The organism is Burkholderia sp. Cy-637, from assembly GCF_011753175.1.
In the GTDB taxonomy this organism is placed as follows: Bacteria; Pseudomonadota; Gammaproteobacteria; order Burkholderiales; family Burkholderiaceae; genus Burkholderia; species Burkholderia gladioli.
This window is the reverse complement of record NZ_VWWC01000088.1, coordinates 1-17,036: the sequence shown is the minus strand read 5'-3', so window position 1 is coordinate 17,036 and position 17,036 is coordinate 1. Positions and strand designations below refer to the sequence as shown.

Below are 17,036 nucleotides of genomic sequence, written 5' to 3'. Positions count from 1 at the left end.
CCCGCGCTGCTAGCCGAGCTCTTCGGCGAGGCCGACGAGTATGCCTTCGGGGCCCCGGATATAGCAGAGCCGATACACGTCCTGGTAGCGAACCACCTCGCCCACCAGTTGCGCGCCGAGCTTGCCGAGGCGGGCCAGCGTATCGTCGATATCTTCCACGGTGAACATCACGCGCAGGTAACCGAGCGCGTTGACCGGCGCTGCGCGATGGTCCGCCGCGACGGGCGGCGCGAGGAAGCGGGACAGTTCGAGCCGGCCATGGCCATCCGGCGTGCGCATCATGGCGATCTCGACGCGCATGCCGGGCAAGCCGGTGACGCCGTCCGCCCAATCGCCCTCGATCGGGGCGCGCCCTTCGAGGTCGAGGCCGAGCTCGGTGAAGAAGCCGATCGCGGCATCCAGGTCTTCCACCACGATGCCGACGTTGTCCATGCGCTTGACTGTCATGACGCCTCCTTGCTGTCGATCCGGCTCGCGGCCGCGGCCGGCAGGTTTCGCGCAGCCCGCCGCGCTCAGCTTGCGTCGAGCGCGACCTCGAAGCCCCGTTTCACCGCGGGGCGCTCGAACAGCGCCTCGTACCATCGCCGCACGTTCGGGTAGTCGGCCAGGTCGACCTTGTGCCGCTCGTGCCGCCAGGCCCAGCCGAGGATGGCGAAGTCCGCGATCGACAGCGCGCCGGCCACGTATTCGTGCGCGGCCAGCCTGGCGTCGAGCACCGCGTAGAGCCGGCGCGTTTCGTCCGAGAAGCGCTTCAGGCCGTAGCGGCGCTCGTCTTCCGAGGCGAGCGCGATGAAGTGATGGACCTGCCCGGGCATCGGGCCGAATCCGCCCATCTGCCACATCAGCCATTCCATCACCGGTACCCGGTCGCGCAGGCTGGCCGGCAGGAACTTGCCGGTTTTCTCCGCCAGGTAGAGCAGGATCGCGCCGGACTCGAACACGCTGATGGGGCGAGCGTCCGGGCCCTGCGGATCGACGATGGCGGGAATCTTGTTGTTCGGGCTGATCGCGAGGAATTCGGGCGCGAATTGCTCGCGGTTCGCGATATTCACGGGGCGAACCACGTAGGGCACGGCCATTTCTTCCAGCGCGACGCTGATCTTGCGGCCATTCGGCGTGTTCCAGGCATACAGCGCGATCTGTTCGGGGGGCATGGGTTCAGCTCAGGTCGTGGTCGATATATTGGGTGAAACCGGCGCGCGTCGCGAGCGACGCATACCAGCGCTCGAGGTTCGGCATCGGGGGCCGTTGCACACCCGGCAAGCCGAACCATCGCTTGGCGAACGCGCCGAGCACGATATCCGCGATCGTGAACGACTCGCCCTCGACGAAGTCGCGCCCGTCCAGTTGCGCGTCGAGCAGCTTCCATACTGTCGCCACCTTGACGATATCGGCGGCGAGCTTGTCCTCGTCGCGCTCGCTGGCAGGCGTGCGGACGATCGCCCAGAACACGGGCCGCTCGGCCGGCTGCAGGGTCGACAGCGACCAGTCGAGCCAGCGGTCGATGCCGGCGCGCTCGCGCGGCGTGGAGGGATAAAGCAGGCTGGACGCGCCGTATTGCATCGCCAGGTAGCGCAGGATCGAGTTCGATTCCCACAGCACGAGATCGCCGTCGACCAGCGTCGGGATCTTGCCGGTCGGGTTCATCGCCAGATAGTCGGCCTCGGTGTTGCGCCCGAACTGCAGGCCGGCATCGATGCGTTGGTAGGGCAGCGCCAGCTCGTCGCAAATCCACAGCAGTTTCTGGACGTTGACGGAATTGGCACGTCCCCAGATGGTGATCATGTTGGTGTCCCCAGGTTTTGTGCTGCCGATCGACGGCGCGGGGCCGGCATCGTGCAGGTTCGCCATCCGCTGGGCGCGGGATGGTGCGCGTATTCTCGGGCTTTCCTGGCGGCGGTGGCAACCGGTTCGGTGAGCCGCCGATGATGGCTCCCTGAACGAGCGGCGCCTGGCGCATCAGGCTGCGAAATCCAGGCCCGAGTGCGTTCGATCCGCCGGTTCTCGTGCGGCCTCGATTATCCATTCGGCGAACGCCCGCACCGGCCTCGCGCTCAATTCGATCGGCTCCGGAAGCACCAGGCAGAAGTTCTTGCTGACCGCCTTGCCGTCGGGCCACGGCGCAATCAGGCGCCCTTGCTCGAGTTCGGCCTCGACATAAAGACGCGGCACCAGGGCAACCCCCAAGCCGGCAAGCGCCGCCTCGATCAGCATGGCATGCAGGTCGTAGCGCGCGCCGATCGCCGAATTGCCCAGCGCGATGCCGGATTCCTGCGCATAGATCTGCCAGGCGTGCGGATTTTGCCGCCGGTGCAGACGCGGCAGGGCATCCAGCGACCGGTCCGCGCCGGCGCGAGCGAGCAGCGCCGGACTACAGACCGGCACCAGCACCTCCTCCAGCAGCGCATGGAGGTGCATGCCCGTCCATGCGGGATGCTCGAAGTGGATGGCGGCATCGAAACCGCTGCCCGCCAGCAGGAAGGGGTCCATGCGCTCGGCGATATGCACCGTGACGCCTGGATGCCGATCCTGGAAATGCTTGAGCCGGGGGATCAGCCAGCGGGTGGCGAAGGTCGGGATGGCGGCGATATCGATGCTGGCGCCTTCGACGGGCTGTCCCATCAGGTACAGGCTGTCGCGTTCCAGCCGATCCAGCGTCTCGCGAACCTGCGCCGCATATCTCAGGCCGTTGGGCGCGAGCCGCACCCGGTTGCCGACGCGCTCGAACAGCGCGACGCCCAGAAATGCCTCCAATCGGCCGATCTGCCGACTCACGGCGCCCTCGGTGCGCGCCAGTTCCTCGGCCGCGCGGGCGAAGCTGCCGTGGCGGGCCGCGGCCTCGAAGGCCAGCAGCGCGGAGTTGCTGGGAATCCTGCGTCGCATGGAAAGCTCTCCCGGCGGAATGTGATCGATAGCAGATTGAGCAAATATCACTGAAGCGTGACTTTAACTCGTTATTCACGGCAAAGATGCCGGCTTAGCATGACATCACTGCACTGAAGCCGCCACGTCGGCGCCAGGGTGCGCATCCGTCACGAAGGACGAGCCGATGATCTATACCGTCGAATGCAGCTTTGCCGATCCAGGCAGCGAAGCCGAATGGAACGACTTCTACAGTCTTGAAAAACTTCCCGCGCTCATCTCGGTCAGCGGTTTTCATACCTCGCAGCGCTTCAGGTCGATCAGCGCGGGATGTCCCGTCTACCTGGCCATCCATACGATCGAGGGTCCCGAGGTGCTGGGCGGGGAGGAATATCGGCGCAAGGGCGGCGGCAATTTCGCCAGATGGCAGCAGCACATCACTGATTGGCATCGCAATCTGCACGGCGATACCGGTCCGGCGCCGGCCGTCGATGCCGACGAAGTCCTGCTGCTTTGCGCAAGCGGTCCCACGCCGCTGATCCGATTGGGCGTCGTGCCCTCGGCCATGCATGCCGTGGCGCTGGATCGGGTTCCCGAGCGCCGCTGGCTCGCGGTATTGCCGCGGCACGCGGCTGCGCTGGCGTCCGGCCTTCCGGAGGGCGTTCACGCCTATGTGCCGATCACGGAACAGCTCCGGCGCGTTCCTGGCTTGGCTGCCGAAATGAACGAATAGACCCTGACGAGGAGCCCCGCGATGCCGAATTTGAGCTTCCATATCCAGGCCGAGACGATGCCGCCGGCCGAGTGCCTCGCCGCGCTTTCCCTCGACTGCATCGAACTCTGCACGAAGGTGCTCGAAGCCGAACTGCGGAACGTTCATATCGTCTATCTCGCGGTTCGGCTCGGGCACGGGCATCCCGTGTTCGCCGAGCTCCGGTATCGCCACGAGCCGTTTCGCCCGCCCGCGGTCATGAACCGGTTCCTGGACGAACTGGAGGGCGCCATCGTCCGCCATACCGGACTGCTCGCGCGTATTCGCTGCTTCGCCTATGCCGCGTCGAATATCTATGCCCGGAACTAGCCTTGGCAGGAGAAGCCTGATGAGCACACCCATTCTTCCGAGCCGGCAGGCCGGCGATTTCACGATCACCGCGATCAGCGATGGTTGTCTCACCGCGAGCCTCGGCCTGCTCTCGAATATCGACGCGGCGCGGGCCGCCACGATGCAGGGCCGGGCGGGACAGCAAGACCTCGATGCCGTGCATATCAACTGCTACCTGATACGCACGGCGGGCCGCACGATTCTGGTCGATGCCGGGGCCGGCGGCATCCGGCAGTGGGGCGGGCGCCTGCGGTCCAATCTGTTGCTGGCCGGCATCGATCCGTCCTCGATCGACACCATCCTGCTCACGCATGCCCATCCCGACCATGTGGGCGGCCTCGTGAATACCACCGGGCAAGCGAGCTTTCCCAATGCGGAACTGGTGGTGCATCGACGCGAACTCGAATTCTGGCGGGACGACGGCAAGCTGAGCCTTGCCAGCGAGCGGGCGCGTTCCAACTTCCTGATTGCGCGCCAAGCCTTCACGGCCTACCAGGACCGGCTCCGGGCTTTCGACTCGGCAAACGTGCTGCCCGGGATTCGCGCGATGCCCCTGCCGGGACATACTGACGGGCACACCGGCTATCTTCTCGAATCCCATGACGGCGGCGTGCTGGTCTGGGGGGATATCGTTCATTTCCCTCATATCCAGATCGAACGGCCGGACGTGTCGATTGCATTCGACCAGGACCCGTGCATGGCGGCGAATACGCGGTCGCGGCTGCTGGACATGGTCAGCTCGGAACGACTCCTGATCGCCGGCATGCACCTGGGGGAAGCCGGTTTCGCGCGAATCGAGCGCTCCGGCGGCACGTATCGCCTGCTCGACGATGCCGAGGCATGACGCGGCCCTGAACCGGCTACCATAGCTTTCCCCTCGCGAACCGCCTCCGCCCATGACCACCCTCGCCAATCGTCCCAATCTCGCGCTCGTCGTCATCGATCTGCAAAACGGCGTGGTCGCCCAGGCGCATCGGCGCGACGAGGTGCTCGTCGTCGTCGACGGCTTGATCCGGCAGGCGCGCGCCGCCGGTATCCCGGTGGTCTGGGTCCGTCATGCCGATGCCGATCTGGAGGCCGGCAGCGAGGCCTGGCGGATCGTCCCCGAGCTGGCGCCGGCTCCCGGGGAGGCGATTGTCGAGAAAGGCTATCGCGACGCCTTCGAGGACACCGAGCTCGAAGCGGTGCTGTCGCGGCTGGGCGTCGGCCGGCTGATGGTGGTGGGGGCGCAGACCGACATGTGCATCCGCTCGACCCTGCATGGCGCGCTGGTCCGCGGTTACGACGCGATGCTGGTGGGCGACGCGCACACCACGGAAGACCTCGCGCAGTGGGGCGCGCCGCCTCCGGACGCGGTGATCCGGCATACCAATCTCTACTGGGCCAATCAGAAGGCGCCGGGCCGCGCGGGCGGCGTGATCGAGAGCCGCGACGTCGATTTCGCGCGCGAGCGCGGCTGACGACCCTTGAATGCGGTCGAAGGCGACGCGACACGGCCCGTCGCCCCGCATCCGGCGGCTTCATCGACACGACTGCCCGGCGCGCCCGCCGGTACCGAATCTCCCCGATCATCATGCTCAAACCGATAACCGACGATATCTGGCATCTCCAGCATGCCTTCGTGGCGGCCGGCCTGCCCATCTCCTCGCGCATGACGGTGGTGCGACTCCGCGATTCGTCGCTGTGGCTGCATTCCCCGGTGCCGATGTCGGCGCAGGTGCGGGCTCAACTCGACACGCTCGGGACGGTGCGCTATATCGTGGCGCCCAACAAGGCGCATCACCTGTTCGCGGGTGCCTGCCTGGAGGCGTTTCCCGAAGCGATGCTGTTCGGCGCGCCGGGCCTGGCCGCCAAGCGTCCGGACCTGCGTGGCCTGCGTGAATTGACGCGCGAGGTGGAGCCGGCCTGGGCGGCCGATTTCGATCAGGTCTTCTTCGAGGGCATTCCGTTCGGCAACGAAACGGTCTGGTTCCACAAGGCCTCGCGCACGCTGATCGTGACCGACCTGTGCCAGTGGTGGCGCGGCGAGCTGAGATTCGCGGCCAGGGCCTTCGCCTCGATGACGGGCGTGCGCAAGCGCCTGGCCGTGCCGCGAACGGTTCGCATGGTGGTCAAGGATCGCCGGGCGGCGCGCGCGAGCGCGGAGCGAATCCTCGCCTTGCCGTTCACGCGCGTGATCATGGCGCACGATGCGATCGTCGACGAGGACGCGCATCGCGCGCTCGAACAGGCGTTCGAGGCGTTTTCCGCGCGCTAGGGCCGCGAGGGCCGCTTATTCCAGGGCGGCGTCCTGTCTATTCGCCGACCCAGTTGACCGCGTCCTCGAGCGGCGCGCGCGTGGTGCGATACGAGTTGGCCGGATGCGTTTCGTCGGCGTAGCCGAAGGAGATGGCGCACACCATTCGCCGTTCCTCGCCCAGGCCCAGTTCCTGGCGGACCCGCTTCGCATACGAGGACAGCGCGGCCTGGGGAATGCTGGCCACGCCGCAGGCCTGCGCGGCCAGGATGAAGTTGCTGACGTAGCAGCCGCAATCCACCGCGCCATAGACGCCGAGCGCCTCGTCGGTGGTGATCACGGCGACATGCGGGGCGCCGAACAATCGAAAATTCTCCAGCGTCTGCCGCAGATAGGCGGGCTTGTCGCCGCGCTCGATGCCCAGCGCGCCGTAGAGCTGGAAGCCGCTCTCGCGCCGGCGATCCAGGTAGACGCCGCGGTATTCGCGCGGGAACACGAAGTCGGGTTCCGGCGGCGCGCCGCTCGACGCGTGCTCGTACAACACGCGCTTGAGCCGCTCGGTTCCCGCGCCGGTGGTGATCGTGACCTGCCACGACTGGCTGTTGCACCAGGAAGCGGTGCGCTGCGCCGCGGCGAGGATGGTCTCGATGATCGCGCGGGGAACCGGCTCCGGCCGGAATGCGCGACAGCTATAACGCTCGTCGAGCAGTCGGCGCACGACTTCGAGCGCGTGAGGGGCGGCGGCGTGAGGCGGCAGGGCTTCCGGTTCGGAGGCGGGCATGGAGGTTTCCGGGAGGGTTGGCGTCGCATCGATTCTCGACGATCCCGATCGGCATGTCGAACGGCCGCCGCCGTGGCCATCGAATCGCCTTCATCGGTTTGCAAATGGCTGTCGATGCGATAGGGCTCCCGGGCGTCGCCGCTCAGTCGGCCTGCCGTGCCGGCCGTGAAAACACGTTCACGAGATTGCCGTCGGGGTCGCGCAGCAGCAGGGAGCGGTTGCCCCAGGGCATCACGGTGGTCGGCATCACGAGCTCCGCCTGCGCCGCCTTCATGCGGTCGAACACGGCGTCGACGTCGTCCACCTCGAACTCCAGGATCGCCGACCGATTCGACGCCGCGACGGCAGCGCCGGCATTGAAGCGCTCGATCAACTGCTCGGCCGAGAGCGCCAGCGTGGCTCCCTCGAAGCGTATCTCGGCGAAGCCATCGGCGAGGCGGGTGGCCTCGAGGCCGGAAAGCTGCTGGTAGAACGCGATCAGGCCTTCGAGATTCCGGGTTGCGACACGAATCGATGCGAACTTCATTGCGGGCTCCTGACAGGAAAGGGCGCCCAGTCTAGTCGGCCGCGCTGTCAGATCCTGACAGCAGGGAACGCCGATGCCGGGTGGCCCGATTATTTTCAATATTTAATATTTAAATGAAAGGGCTGCGTCCGTTCGCAACAGTGTTGAATATGATTGAATATCTGTGCCTCGCATTGAATCGAAAACTTAATGTCTTATCTTTCCATTGCCGCGCGTTGATATTGCCGATGGTTGGCGATGTCGAATGCAGAGGCGCCAATATTAAATTACCGGAGAGAAACCATGAGCAACGATTCCCATGTTCAACCGCCGAGCGGCGGGTATATCACGGATCACACCGTCGACGGCCGGCAGCGCAAGGGCGTGAAATTCATCGCGGGCTCATTCGCCTGCTACGAGCATTACGATATCGTGGTGGAAGGTAATACGTACCAGAATCCCGAGCGGATCGACAAGGAACTCATCGTGCTGGTGCCCGCCGACGTGGATGTCGCCTACAACAGCCGGATCGGCGTGTACGGCGCCAACGGGACCGAAGCGAGCAAGACGCTGTTCCTGGGAGGGGAAGTGGTACGTCCGTTCGGCGGGCGCGTCGACAATGCCGAGTCGCTGACGCGGGTGATTTTCGAGGGCGGCAACATCGGGCGCTATGCCAATTATTCGGCCGAGGTTTCGGGCAAGGAATATGGCGGTATCAAAATCATCCCCGAAAGCAATGCCGTCGAACTTCCCTTGAAGGTGGACGAGAACGTGCAGGTGATCGTGTATGGCCACAACGATGCCGACAAGAAAATAACGGTATTCGATGGCCTGGCGGAGGCGCTGCCGGTTCACGGTTTTGTCGTTTTCCACGGATCGACCTCCACTTGCGTGATGTTCCAGAAAGGGGACATGACCAAGTATTCGGCGGGATACAAGCTCAGCTACGAGGACGGAAAATCGACCACGAAGTTTATCGGGCTGGAGCCGATTCACATTCGTTTCGAATCGGTCGGCAAGAATATCCGCACCGAAGTCAAGCTCCACTCCCTGAAACCCGATGGCAGCGAGGACCGTCTGCTGTTCCAGGGCCGATATAACGACGACGAGCATTTCCGGGCCGAACATTCCTGAGCCCCGCCAGTGCAGGCCACGCCGCCGAACCGCGGCGGCGCGGCTGGCCGATGCCGGCGAGGATTCAGGCCTGGCCCGAGTCGGCGCCGCCCTTGCCGCGCCGATTCGCGTCATCGTCGGCCATCGCCTTCTGCCGCAACACGAACTCGACGAAGCGCGCCGCCGCCGGATCGCCCATCTCGGCCGGATGCGCGAGATGCAGCGGCGCGGAAAAGCCGGCGTCGTTGGCCAACGGGCAGAACACCGCGCTGCGATGGTCGTAGCGGCGCATCGAGGCCGGCACCAGCGTCACGCCCAGCCCGGCCGCCACCATGTGGATGCCGGTCAGCATGCGCGGCACCTCGCGCGCGACGTGCGGCACGAAACCCTGGCGCCGGCAGGCGGCGAGGAAATCGGCATACATCCCCGGCGCGCCGGGCCGCCGAACCAGGATGAATTCCTCGTGCTCCAGCGCCTTCAGCGAGATCGTCGGCGGCGGGTCGCCTTCGGCCATCGCCGCCAGCAGCCGGTGCCCGACCGGCAGCACCGCCACCATCGGCTCGTCGAGCAACGGCTCGAAGGCGATGCCGGGCAGGGTGTCCACCGGCTTGCGCAGGAAGGCCACCTGTAGCTGCCCGTTGGCGAGCCGCTCGGTCAGCTCGGCGGCGTTCAGCTCGGCCAGGGTGATCTCGATGCCGGGGTGCGCGGCGCGAAAGCCGCGAATCGCGTCGGTCGTCATCGGGTGGAAACCGGCCGAGCTGGTCAGGCCCACCGCGATGGTGCCCAGCTCGCCGCGCGCGATCCGTCGCGCGTGTGCAACACCTTGCTGCAGGGTTTCCAGCACCAGCTCCGCGTTCTGCGCGAAGGCGCGCCCGGCCGGCGTCAGTTCCACGCCGCGCGGCTGCCGTACGAACAGGTCGAAACCGATCTCCTCCTCGAGCAGGCGAATCTGCTGCGACAGCGGCGGCTGCTGCATGGCGAGCCGTTCGGCGGCGCGAGTGAACTGGCCTTCCTCGGCAACGGCGAGGAAGTACCGCAGGTGACGCAATTCCATGCAGGGGGCTCCGGCGGGGCGGGACGATCGACCCATATTCTACATATATGGGACTACAAGGAAATCGATATTTTACATCTGGTTCGGGACTCCCTAGGATTGCGCCTGACACGTCGAACCCATATACGGCGGGGCTTTCCGGGCGACCGGGGCAGCCGCCACGACGGCACAACAACGTCCAGGAGACCCGTTATGAAGAAGCACCACGCCGCAGCGGCCATGCTGCTTGTCGGATGCGCGTCCGCTTACGCGCAGCAGGACGAAGTCGACGAGGCCTTGCAGCTCGCGACGGGCGGCGGTGGAGGCGGCGGCAGCTCGGTCATGCTGTATGGCGTGATCGACGCGAACGTCGAATACCTGAGCCACGCGGCCAAGGGCGGCAGCGGCTCGCTGGTGCAGATGAATTCAGGCGGGATCCACAATTCGCGCTTCGGCGTGCGCGGCACGGAAGACCTCGGCGGCGGCAATGCCGCGTGGTTCGTGCTCGAATCCGGCTTCAACACCAACGACGGTACCCAGGCCACGGCCGGCACGCTGTTCAACCGCACCTCGGCGGTCGGCCTGTCGAACCGCACCTTCGGCTCGCTGTCGTTCGGCCTGCAATACACCCCGATGTACGACATCCTGCTGCGCTACGACCCGATGTCGTTCTCGCCGCAGTACACCTGGTTCCCGACCACCGGCTCGTCGAACGACTTCTCGTTCCGCGCGCGCAACAGCAACATGGTCAAGTACGTCGGCCGTTTCGCGGGCGTCACTGCGATCGCAGGCTACAGCTTCGGCGGCGATGCGGCCTCGTTCCAGAGCAGCGCGGCCTATGGCGGCGGCCTCGACTACGACGGCGGCACCTTCGGCGCCGCGGTTGCCTACGATTACCGCAACGGCGCGGTCAATACCAGCGGCAACTTCACCAAGTCGCGCAACCTGAGCCTGTCGTTCCGCCAGGACATCGGCCGCGGCCAGCTGATGGCCGGCTACGAGCACTTCCTGACCAACCCGGCCAGCACCAAGACGGCCTCGTCGGCGCAGGCGCTGTGGTTCGCGGGCGTGCGCTACCCGGTGATGCGCAACCTGAAGGTGACGGCCGCCTATTACTACGACCAGGACAAGACGCCGGGCAACTCGAATACCTGGATGGGGGTGCTGAGCACGCAATACGCGCTGTCCAAGCGCACCTCGCTGTACGCGACGGTGGCCTATGCGCAGGCCACGCGCGGCAACAACGGCACGTACACGCCGGTCGGCACCACCGACGCCACGGCCTTCGGTCCGAACCAGACCGGCGTCACGCTCGGCATGTTCCACCGGTTTTGATGAATCATGATGTCGGGCCCGGGCCGCGCGCCGCGCGGCAGCCCCCAGGAGTCGTATTGATGCAAGTCCAAGCGATCACCCCTCGCGCCCTGCGAGTCGCCTGCGCCGCCGCCTTCGCGGCGCTGGCGCTCGCCGGCGGGCCGGGTGCCCGGGCCGCCGAGGCCTCGGGCGCCGCCGCGCCGCATGTCTACAACGCGCACCTGCGCCCAGTGTCGGTGATCTCCGGCACGCGGCTGCGCCTCGACACGCCGGCCGGCGCCGCCGAGTTCCCGCTCTACCTGTCGCGCGACTGGAACCAGCCGTTGCCCGACGTGACGCGCGCGGTGATCGTGATCCACGGCAAGCTGCGCAATGCCGATCGCTATTTCGAGAGCGCGGAGAAGGGGCGCGACGCGGCCGCGGAGAAGGGCGCCGAGGTTGCCGGCACGCTGCTGATCGCGCCGCAGTTCCTGGCCACGCTCGACCTGGCCGGCCGCACCGACCAGCCCGCCGACCTGCTGCGCTGGGACGCGAACGGCTGGATGGCCGGCGAGGACGCGCTCGCGCCGGCGGCGGTGAGCTCCTACACGGTGCTCGACACGATCGTCGAGCGCCTGGCCGATCGCAAGCGTTTCCCGAACCTGAAGACGGTGGTGTTCGCCGGCCATTCGGGCGGCGGCCAGGTGGTGCAGCGCTACGCGGTGGCCGCGCGCGAGACCGGCGCGCTGGCGCGCGAGGGCATCGCCCTGCGCTACGTGGTGTCGAGCCCGTCCTCCTATGCCTATTTCGATGCCGAGCGCCCCGGCGCCGACGGCAAGCCGGCCGCCTTCGACGCGGCCGCCTGCCCCGGCTACGACGACTGGAAGTACGGCATGGCGCATCGCCCGCCGTATCTGGCCGATCGCACGCCGGCCCAGCTCGAGGCCGCCTACGTCGCGCGCCGCGTGACCTACCTGGTGGGCGGCAAGGACGACGATCCGCAGCAGAAGGCGCTCGACCAGAGTTGCCCGGCCGAAGCCCAGGGCCCGCAGCGCGTGGCACGTGCCGAAGCCTATTTCCACTACCTGCAGGGCCGCCATCCGCAGGGGCTGAACCAGAGCCTGCACGTCGTGCCGGGCGTCGGCCACAACGGTGCGCGCATGCTGACCTCCGCCTGCGCGCTGGCGACCATGTACGACACGCCGGGGTGTGGATCATGAGCCGCATGAACCAGGTTTCCCAATCCTCCGCCGAGCCGCTCGGCCAGGGCTCGCAGCACGAGCCGGCCGCGCGCCTGTCGCCGTCGATGGTGCGCCGCGCGATCTTCGCCTCGGTGCTCGGCAACGGCCTCGAATGGTTCGACTTCCTGATCTACGGCTACTTCTCGAAGATCATCGCCCAGGTGTTCTTCCCGGCCGGCAATGCGCTGGTCTCGCTGCTGCTGACGCTGGCCACCTTCGCGATCGGCTTCTTCGTGCGGCCGATCGGCGGGATCCTGCTCGGCATCTACGCCGACCGCGCCGGCCGCAGCCGCGCGATGTCGCTGCTGATCATCTCGATGGCGCTCAGCACGCTGCTGATGGGCCTCACGCCCGGCTACGCGCAGATCGGCTACGCCGCGCCCGCGCTGGTGATCCTCGCGCGCGTGCTGCAGGGGTTGTCGGTGGGCGGCCAGTTCGCCACCGCCTCGGCGATGCTGGTGGAATACGCGCCGCCGGGACGCAAGATGTTCTACGGCAGCTTCAACATGACGGCGCAGTCGTTCGCGCTGCTGCTGTCCTCGGGCACCGGCTACCTGCTCACCACCCAGCTCTCGCACGAGTCGCTGGTGGCCTGGGGCTGGCGCCTGCCGTTCCTGTGCGGCGCGCTGGCCGGCCCGCTGGGCTTCTACATCCGCCACAAGGTGGCCGAGTCGCCGGAATTCCAGCAGTTGCGCAAGGAGAACGCCGGCGCGCGTCCCAAGGTGCCGCTGCGCGATTTCTTCCGCGACAACGGCCGCGCCGCGCTCTGCGCGATGGGCGTGATCGCGGTGGGCGCGGCCACCAACTACGTCTGGCATTCCTATATCGCCGTCTATGTCGAGCGCCAGCTGCACCTGCCGCTGGAGGTCGCGCTGCGCGGCGCGTTCTTCTCGGGCGTGCTGAACCTGTTCCTGTTCCCGTTGTCGGGGCGCCTGGCCGATCGCTACGGGCCGTACAAGCTGTTCTACCCGATCACGATCCTGTGGATGCTGTGCGCCTATCCGCTGTTCGCCTACGTGGTGTCGGAGCCTTCGGCCTCGCGCCTGTTCACCGCGCAGATCATCTCGACGGTGTTCCTGGCGGCGATGTCGGGCGCCCACCCGGGCATGCTCGCCACGCTGTTCCCGGTGCGCAGCCGCTCCTCGGGCGTGGCGCTGTCGTACAACATCGCCGTCACGCTGTTCGGCGGCCTGGCGCCGTTCACGATCACCTGGCTGACCTCGCTCTCGGGCAGCAGCCTGACCCCCGCGTTCTATCTGATCTTTGCCGGCTTCGTGTCGCTGGCGCTGGTCGGGCTGTCCCGCCGCGGACATCCCGAGCTCGGCGCCGATACGCCGGCCACCACGAGGACCCCCGCTTGAGCACCGTGCCTGAACATGCGCATGACGAACGCGCGCCGAACGAACGGCCCGTCGACGTCGTCGCCCCGCAACACCTGACCGTCACGGCGCCGGCAGGCACCGGCGTGGTTCCGCTGTTCGCCACCGGCGAGTGGAACGCGTCGCAGCCCGGCGTCAACACCGCGGTGATCCTGCTGCACGGCCGGCTGCGCAACGCCGATGCCTACTTCAAGTTCGCCCATCGCGCGCGTGCCGCCGCCGGCCGCAATTCCAACGACACCGTGCTGCTGGTGCCGCAGTTCCTGGCCCAGGCCGACGTCGAGGCGCATCGCCTGCCGGCCGAGACGCTGTGCTGGGACTGGACCGGCTGGATGGGCGGCGGCGAGGCGCTGGCGCCGGCGCCGGTCAGCTCGTTCGACGTGCTGGACGCGCTGCTGGCCGCGCTGGCCGATGCCGACGCGTTCCCCTCGCTGCGCACCGTGGTGGTGGCGGGACACTCGGGCGGCGGCCAGGTCGCGCAGCGTTATGCCGTGCTGGCGCGCGGCGAGGCGGCGCTCACGCGGCGCGGCATCGCCTTGCGCTACGTGATCGCGAATCCCTCGTCCTACGTCTATTTCGATACGCGGCGCCCCGATGCGGATGGCGGTTTCTCGCCCTTCGACGCGGCCGCCTGCGCCGGCTTCAACGACTGGAAATACGGCCTCGACGCGCTGCCGGCCTATGCCAGCGAGCAGCCGGCCGCGCGCGAGCCCGGTGCCTTCGAGCATGCCTACCTGAAGCGCGACGTGATCACGCTGCTCGGCGATCGCGATTGCGATCCTCGGCATCCGGCGCTGGACCGTTCCTGCGCGGCGATGGCGCAAGGCGCTCACCGGCTCGAACGCGGGCTGGCCTATGCGCGCTACATCGCCTCGCGCGGCGCGGCCTCGTGCACCCACGAGACGCATACGATCCCCGGCGCCGGCCACGATGCCGATGCCGTGTTCGGCTCGCCGGCCGGGATCGCCGCGCTGTTCGGCAAATCCGCCTGAGGCGCGCGCGCCGCACGAGCGGCGCCGTCGCGGGACGGCAGTGGAAGGAAGACTGAAAAGCAGCAGGCCGGACGGCGTCCGGGAACCATCGACAATAATCAGGAGACCGTATGAACATGCCTCACCCGAATGCCCCGGCCGACCGGCTCGCCATGCCCGGCGCGACGGTCAAGCGCCGCGTGCCGGCGGCGCTGGTCGCGCTGGCGCTGCCGGCGATCGCGCCGGCGGTGCACGCGCAGGCCTGCAACAACCAGGCCCTGCCGGGCGGCGCGGCCTGCGTCTCGACCATCTCGGCCGGCCAGACCGTGAGCGGCACCACCATCAACAACGGCGGCCAGCAGACCGTGCGCGGCACCGCCGCGTCCACCACGGTGTCCTCGGGCGGCACCCAGACCGTCTCCTCGGGCGGCGCGGCCAACGGCACGCTGCTTTCGGGCGGCCGCCAGATCATCTCGCGCGGCGGCCTGGCCAGCGGCACCGTGATCGGCAACGACGGCCTGCAGACGGTGTTCTCGGCCGGCTCGACGATCAACACCGTGGTGTCCTCGGGCGGCACGCAGTACGTGTCGGCGGGCGGCTCGGCGTCCGGCACGCTGGTGGTGTCGGGCGGCAGCTTCGGCGTGTCGCGCGGCGGCCTGGCCGATGCCTCGGTGGTCAGCTCGGGCGGCCTGATGCGCGTCTACTCGGGCGGCTCGGCCACCAACAGCCTGGTGGCGGGCGGCAAGCAATACGTCTCGGCCGGCGGCGCGACCACGGGCACGGTGATCAGCGCCGGCTCGCAGGTGGTGTTCACCGGCGGCGCGACCACCGGCACGGTGGTCAACGGCGGCATCCAGCTGGTGTCGAGCGGGGGCCTGGCGAGCGGCACCCAGGTCAACGCGGGCGGCAACCAGACCGTGCTGCTCGGCGGCTCGGCCGCGCAGAGCACGGTGGCGGCGGGCGGCAACCTGACGGTGGATGTCGGCGGCACCACCGCGGCCGGCCCGGTGGCCGCGCAGACGCTGGGCGGCGTCACGCTGGCCGGCACCCTCACGGTGGAGGAGAACGCGGCCGACCTGCTGACCGGCAAGGCCGCGCTGACGATCGACAGCCTCGCCATGCAGGGCGGCTCGGTGCAGCTCGCCGCGCCCAAGGGCGGCGGCTTCAAGACGCTGACCGTCAACCAGCTCTCGGGCAGCGGCCAGTTCGTGCTGAGCACCAACGTGGGCGCGGGGCAATCCGACAAGCTGGTGGTCGCGCAGGGCACCGGCGCCTACACGCTGTCGGTGCACGATTCGAGCACGGTGCCGGCCGCCGCGAACGCGCGGGTCGAGCTGGTGCAGGCGAGCGGCACCGGCGCCACCTTCTCGCTGGCGGGCGCGAGCGGCATCGACGTGGGCGCCTACAAGTTCGCGCTGCAGGACGACAACGGCAACTACTTCCTCGCCAATACCGGCCAGACCAGCGACGTGGCCTCGGTGGCGCAGGCCGCCGCCGCGACCGCGCCGATGCTGTGGATCCAGCAGCTCGAGACGGCCTTCTCCTACCTCGGCGACCTGCGCGCCGACGGCGGGCAGGGCGGCGGCCAGCTCTGGGTACGCGCCTACGACCAGCGCCTCAAGACCAGCCCCGGCGGCACCTCGACCGAGCTGACGCTGTACGGCGCGCAGATCGGCCGCGACTGGGCCGTCGCCACCACCGCCGGCACGCTGCACGTGGGCGCCACCGGCGGCTACGCGCAGGCCAACGAAACCTTCGACGGGCTCGGCAACGGCAGCGCGCGTCCCTGGAACATCGGCGCCTACGCCGGCTTCGTCACGCCCTCGGGGCTGTTCGCCGACACGGTGGTGCGCTACCTCGGCTTCAAGCAGTCGCTGGGCGTCACCACGGCCGGCAACCAGGCTTCGGGCGACTACGCGCAATCGGGCTACTCGCTGTCGCTCGACGCCGGCAAGCGCTGGCAGTTCGGCGGGCGCTGGTGGGCCGAGCCGCGCGTCGAGCTGACCTATCAGCACGACGGCGCCGTGAACTACCAGACCTCGCTCGGCACGCCGGTGATGCTGGCCTCGAAGTCGCTGGTGCTGGGCGGCGCGGGCGCGCGCGTGGGCACCTCGTTCGCGGTGGGCGACCTGAAGCTCGACCCCTACGTGGGCGTCGAGGCGATGCACATCTTCAATTCGGGCCTGTCCGACACGATCGGCGGCAGCGCGCTCGGCGTGGCCTTGCCGAAGACCTGGGTCAGCGCCGATCTCGGCGTGGGTGCCTCGCTGACGCGCCACGTGCGTGCCTGGGGCGCCTTCGGCTACGGCAAGGGCCACGACTATTCGCAGCCCTGGGCCGTGACGCTGGGGATCAGCTATGTCGACTGACGCGCTGGAAGTGCGACGCCGCACGGCGTCGATCATCGAGGCGGCGATGTCGGCCGTCTCGGCCTCGGCCGCCGGCGCGGCGCCGCGCGCGGTGGCCGCCGGTTCGGTGGGCGGCCTGCCGGCCGACGCTCGGGACCTGCCGGCAGTCTCA

Annotated in this window: 18 protein-coding genes; 11 read left to right on the top strand and 7 right to left on the bottom strand. The window is 68.1% G+C overall.

The window, feature by feature from the left end; genetic code table 11:
* Window positions 1–9 precede the first annotated feature (9 nt).
* From F3J10_RS21690 to F3J10_RS21675, 4 genes are all read right to left on the bottom strand, one after another.
* Complete coding sequence (locus tag F3J10_RS21690) at window positions 10–447, bottom strand: VOC family protein (RefSeq protein ID WP_025102078.1); 438 nt, start codon at window positions 445–447, stop codon at window positions 10–12.
* Window positions 448–512: 65 nt separating this feature from the next.
* Complete coding sequence (locus F3J10_RS21685; RefSeq protein WP_167242962.1) at window positions 513–1,154, bottom strand: glutathione binding-like protein; 642 nt, start codon at window positions 1,152–1,154, stop codon at window positions 513–515.
* 4 nt (window positions 1,155–1,158) lie between these two features.
* Window positions 1,159–1,785, bottom strand: a complete 627-nt coding sequence (locus F3J10_RS21680; RefSeq protein WP_167233151.1) for a glutathione S-transferase — start codon at window positions 1,783–1,785, stop codon at window positions 1,159–1,161.
* A gap of 174 nt (window positions 1,786–1,959) precedes the next feature.
* Window positions 1,960–2,883: a LysR substrate-binding domain-containing protein gene (locus F3J10_RS21675; protein WP_167242961.1), complete on the bottom strand. Its 924-nt coding sequence runs from the start codon at window positions 2,881–2,883 to the stop codon at window positions 1,960–1,962.
* A gap of 166 nt (window positions 2,884–3,049) precedes the next feature.
* Between F3J10_RS21675 and F3J10_RS21670 the strand changes: the two genes are divergently transcribed.
* The 5 genes from F3J10_RS21670 (at window position 3,050) to F3J10_RS21650 (ending at window position 6,221) form a co-directional block, all read left to right on the top strand.
* Window positions 3,050–3,595, top strand: coding sequence for a sugar ABC transporter (locus F3J10_RS21670; protein WP_167242960.1), 546 nt, complete (start codon window positions 3,050–3,052; stop codon window positions 3,593–3,595).
* Window positions 3,596–3,616: 21 nt separating this feature from the next.
* Window positions 3,617–3,943, top strand: a complete 327-nt coding sequence (locus tag F3J10_RS21665; protein ID WP_167242959.1) for a hypothetical protein — start codon at window positions 3,617–3,619, stop codon at window positions 3,941–3,943.
* A 19-nt stretch (window positions 3,944–3,962) separates the two neighbouring features.
* Window positions 3,963–4,808, top strand: a complete 846-nt coding sequence (locus tag F3J10_RS21660; protein WP_167242958.1) for an MBL fold metallo-hydrolase — start codon at window positions 3,963–3,965, stop codon at window positions 4,806–4,808.
* A gap of 52 nt (window positions 4,809–4,860) precedes the next feature.
* Window positions 4,861–5,424, top strand: a complete 564-nt coding sequence (locus tag F3J10_RS21655) for a cysteine hydrolase family protein (RefSeq protein WP_046574453.1) — start codon at window positions 4,861–4,863, stop codon at window positions 5,422–5,424.
* Window positions 5,425–5,537: 113 nt separating this feature from the next.
* Window positions 5,538–6,221 carry a DUF4336 domain-containing protein gene (locus F3J10_RS21650; protein WP_043279213.1) on the top strand — a complete coding sequence of 228 codons (684 nt, stop codon included), beginning with the start codon at window positions 5,538–5,540 and terminating at the stop codon, window positions 6,219–6,221.
* A 37-nt stretch (window positions 6,222–6,258) separates the two neighbouring features.
* Here F3J10_RS21650 and F3J10_RS21645 read toward each other — a convergent pair whose 3' ends face one another.
* Window positions 6,259–6,981 carry a nitroreductase gene (locus tag F3J10_RS21645; protein ID WP_167242957.1) on the bottom strand — a complete coding sequence of 241 codons (723 nt, stop codon included), beginning with the start codon at window positions 6,979–6,981 and terminating at the stop codon, window positions 6,259–6,261.
* A gap of 142 nt (window positions 6,982–7,123) precedes the next feature.
* The gene (locus F3J10_RS21640; protein ID WP_025102284.1) at window positions 7,124–7,507 is read right to left on the bottom strand and encodes a VOC family protein; all 384 of its coding nucleotides are present in this window, start codon (window positions 7,505–7,507) and stop codon (window positions 7,124–7,126) included.
* Between the two features lie 282 nt (window positions 7,508–7,789).
* On the opposite strand from F3J10_RS21640, the gene F3J10_RS21635 reads away from it, so the two are divergent.
* Window positions 7,790–8,620, top strand: a complete 831-nt coding sequence (locus F3J10_RS21635) for a hypothetical protein (protein ID WP_167242956.1) — start codon at window positions 7,790–7,792, stop codon at window positions 8,618–8,620.
* A 64-nt stretch (window positions 8,621–8,684) separates the two neighbouring features.
* Here the strand turns inward: F3J10_RS21635 and F3J10_RS21630 are convergent, their stop codons facing one another.
* Window positions 8,685–9,653 carry a LysR family transcriptional regulator gene (locus F3J10_RS21630; protein ID WP_167242955.1) on the bottom strand — a complete coding sequence of 323 codons (969 nt, stop codon included), beginning with the start codon at window positions 9,651–9,653 and terminating at the stop codon, window positions 8,685–8,687.
* 192 nt (window positions 9,654–9,845) lie between these two features.
* On the opposite strand from F3J10_RS21630, the gene F3J10_RS21625 reads away from it, so the two are divergent.
* The 5 genes from F3J10_RS21625 to F3J10_RS21605 all read left to right on the top strand — a co-directional run bounded on the left by F3J10_RS21625 (window position 9,846) and on the right by F3J10_RS21605 (window position 16,885).
* Window positions 9,846–10,967: a porin gene (locus F3J10_RS21625; protein WP_025099910.1), complete on the top strand. Its 1,122-nt coding sequence runs from the start codon at window positions 9,846–9,848 to the stop codon at window positions 10,965–10,967.
* A gap of 59 nt (window positions 10,968–11,026) precedes the next feature.
* On the top strand, window positions 11,027–12,145 hold the full coding sequence (locus F3J10_RS21620) for an alpha/beta hydrolase (RefSeq protein WP_167242954.1): 1,119 nt from the start codon (window positions 11,027–11,029) through the stop codon (window positions 12,143–12,145).
* Window positions 12,142–13,527 (top strand): MFS transporter, encoded by a 1,386-nt coding sequence (locus F3J10_RS21615; protein WP_152554445.1) that lies wholly within the window; start codon window positions 12,142–12,144, stop codon window positions 13,525–13,527. The genes F3J10_RS21620 and F3J10_RS21615 overlap by 4 nt, the downstream gene beginning before the upstream one ends.
* Window positions 13,524–14,537: an alpha/beta fold hydrolase gene (locus F3J10_RS21610; protein ID WP_167242953.1), complete on the top strand. Its 1,014-nt coding sequence runs from the start codon at window positions 13,524–13,526 to the stop codon at window positions 14,535–14,537. Before F3J10_RS21615 ends, F3J10_RS21610 begins: the two co-directional genes overlap by 4 nt.
* A gap of 110 nt (window positions 14,538–14,647) precedes the next feature.
* Window positions 14,648–16,885: an autotransporter outer membrane beta-barrel domain-containing protein gene (locus F3J10_RS21605; protein WP_167242952.1), complete on the top strand. Its 2,238-nt coding sequence runs from the start codon at window positions 14,648–14,650 to the stop codon at window positions 16,883–16,885.
* Window positions 16,886–17,036 lie beyond the last annotated feature (151 nt).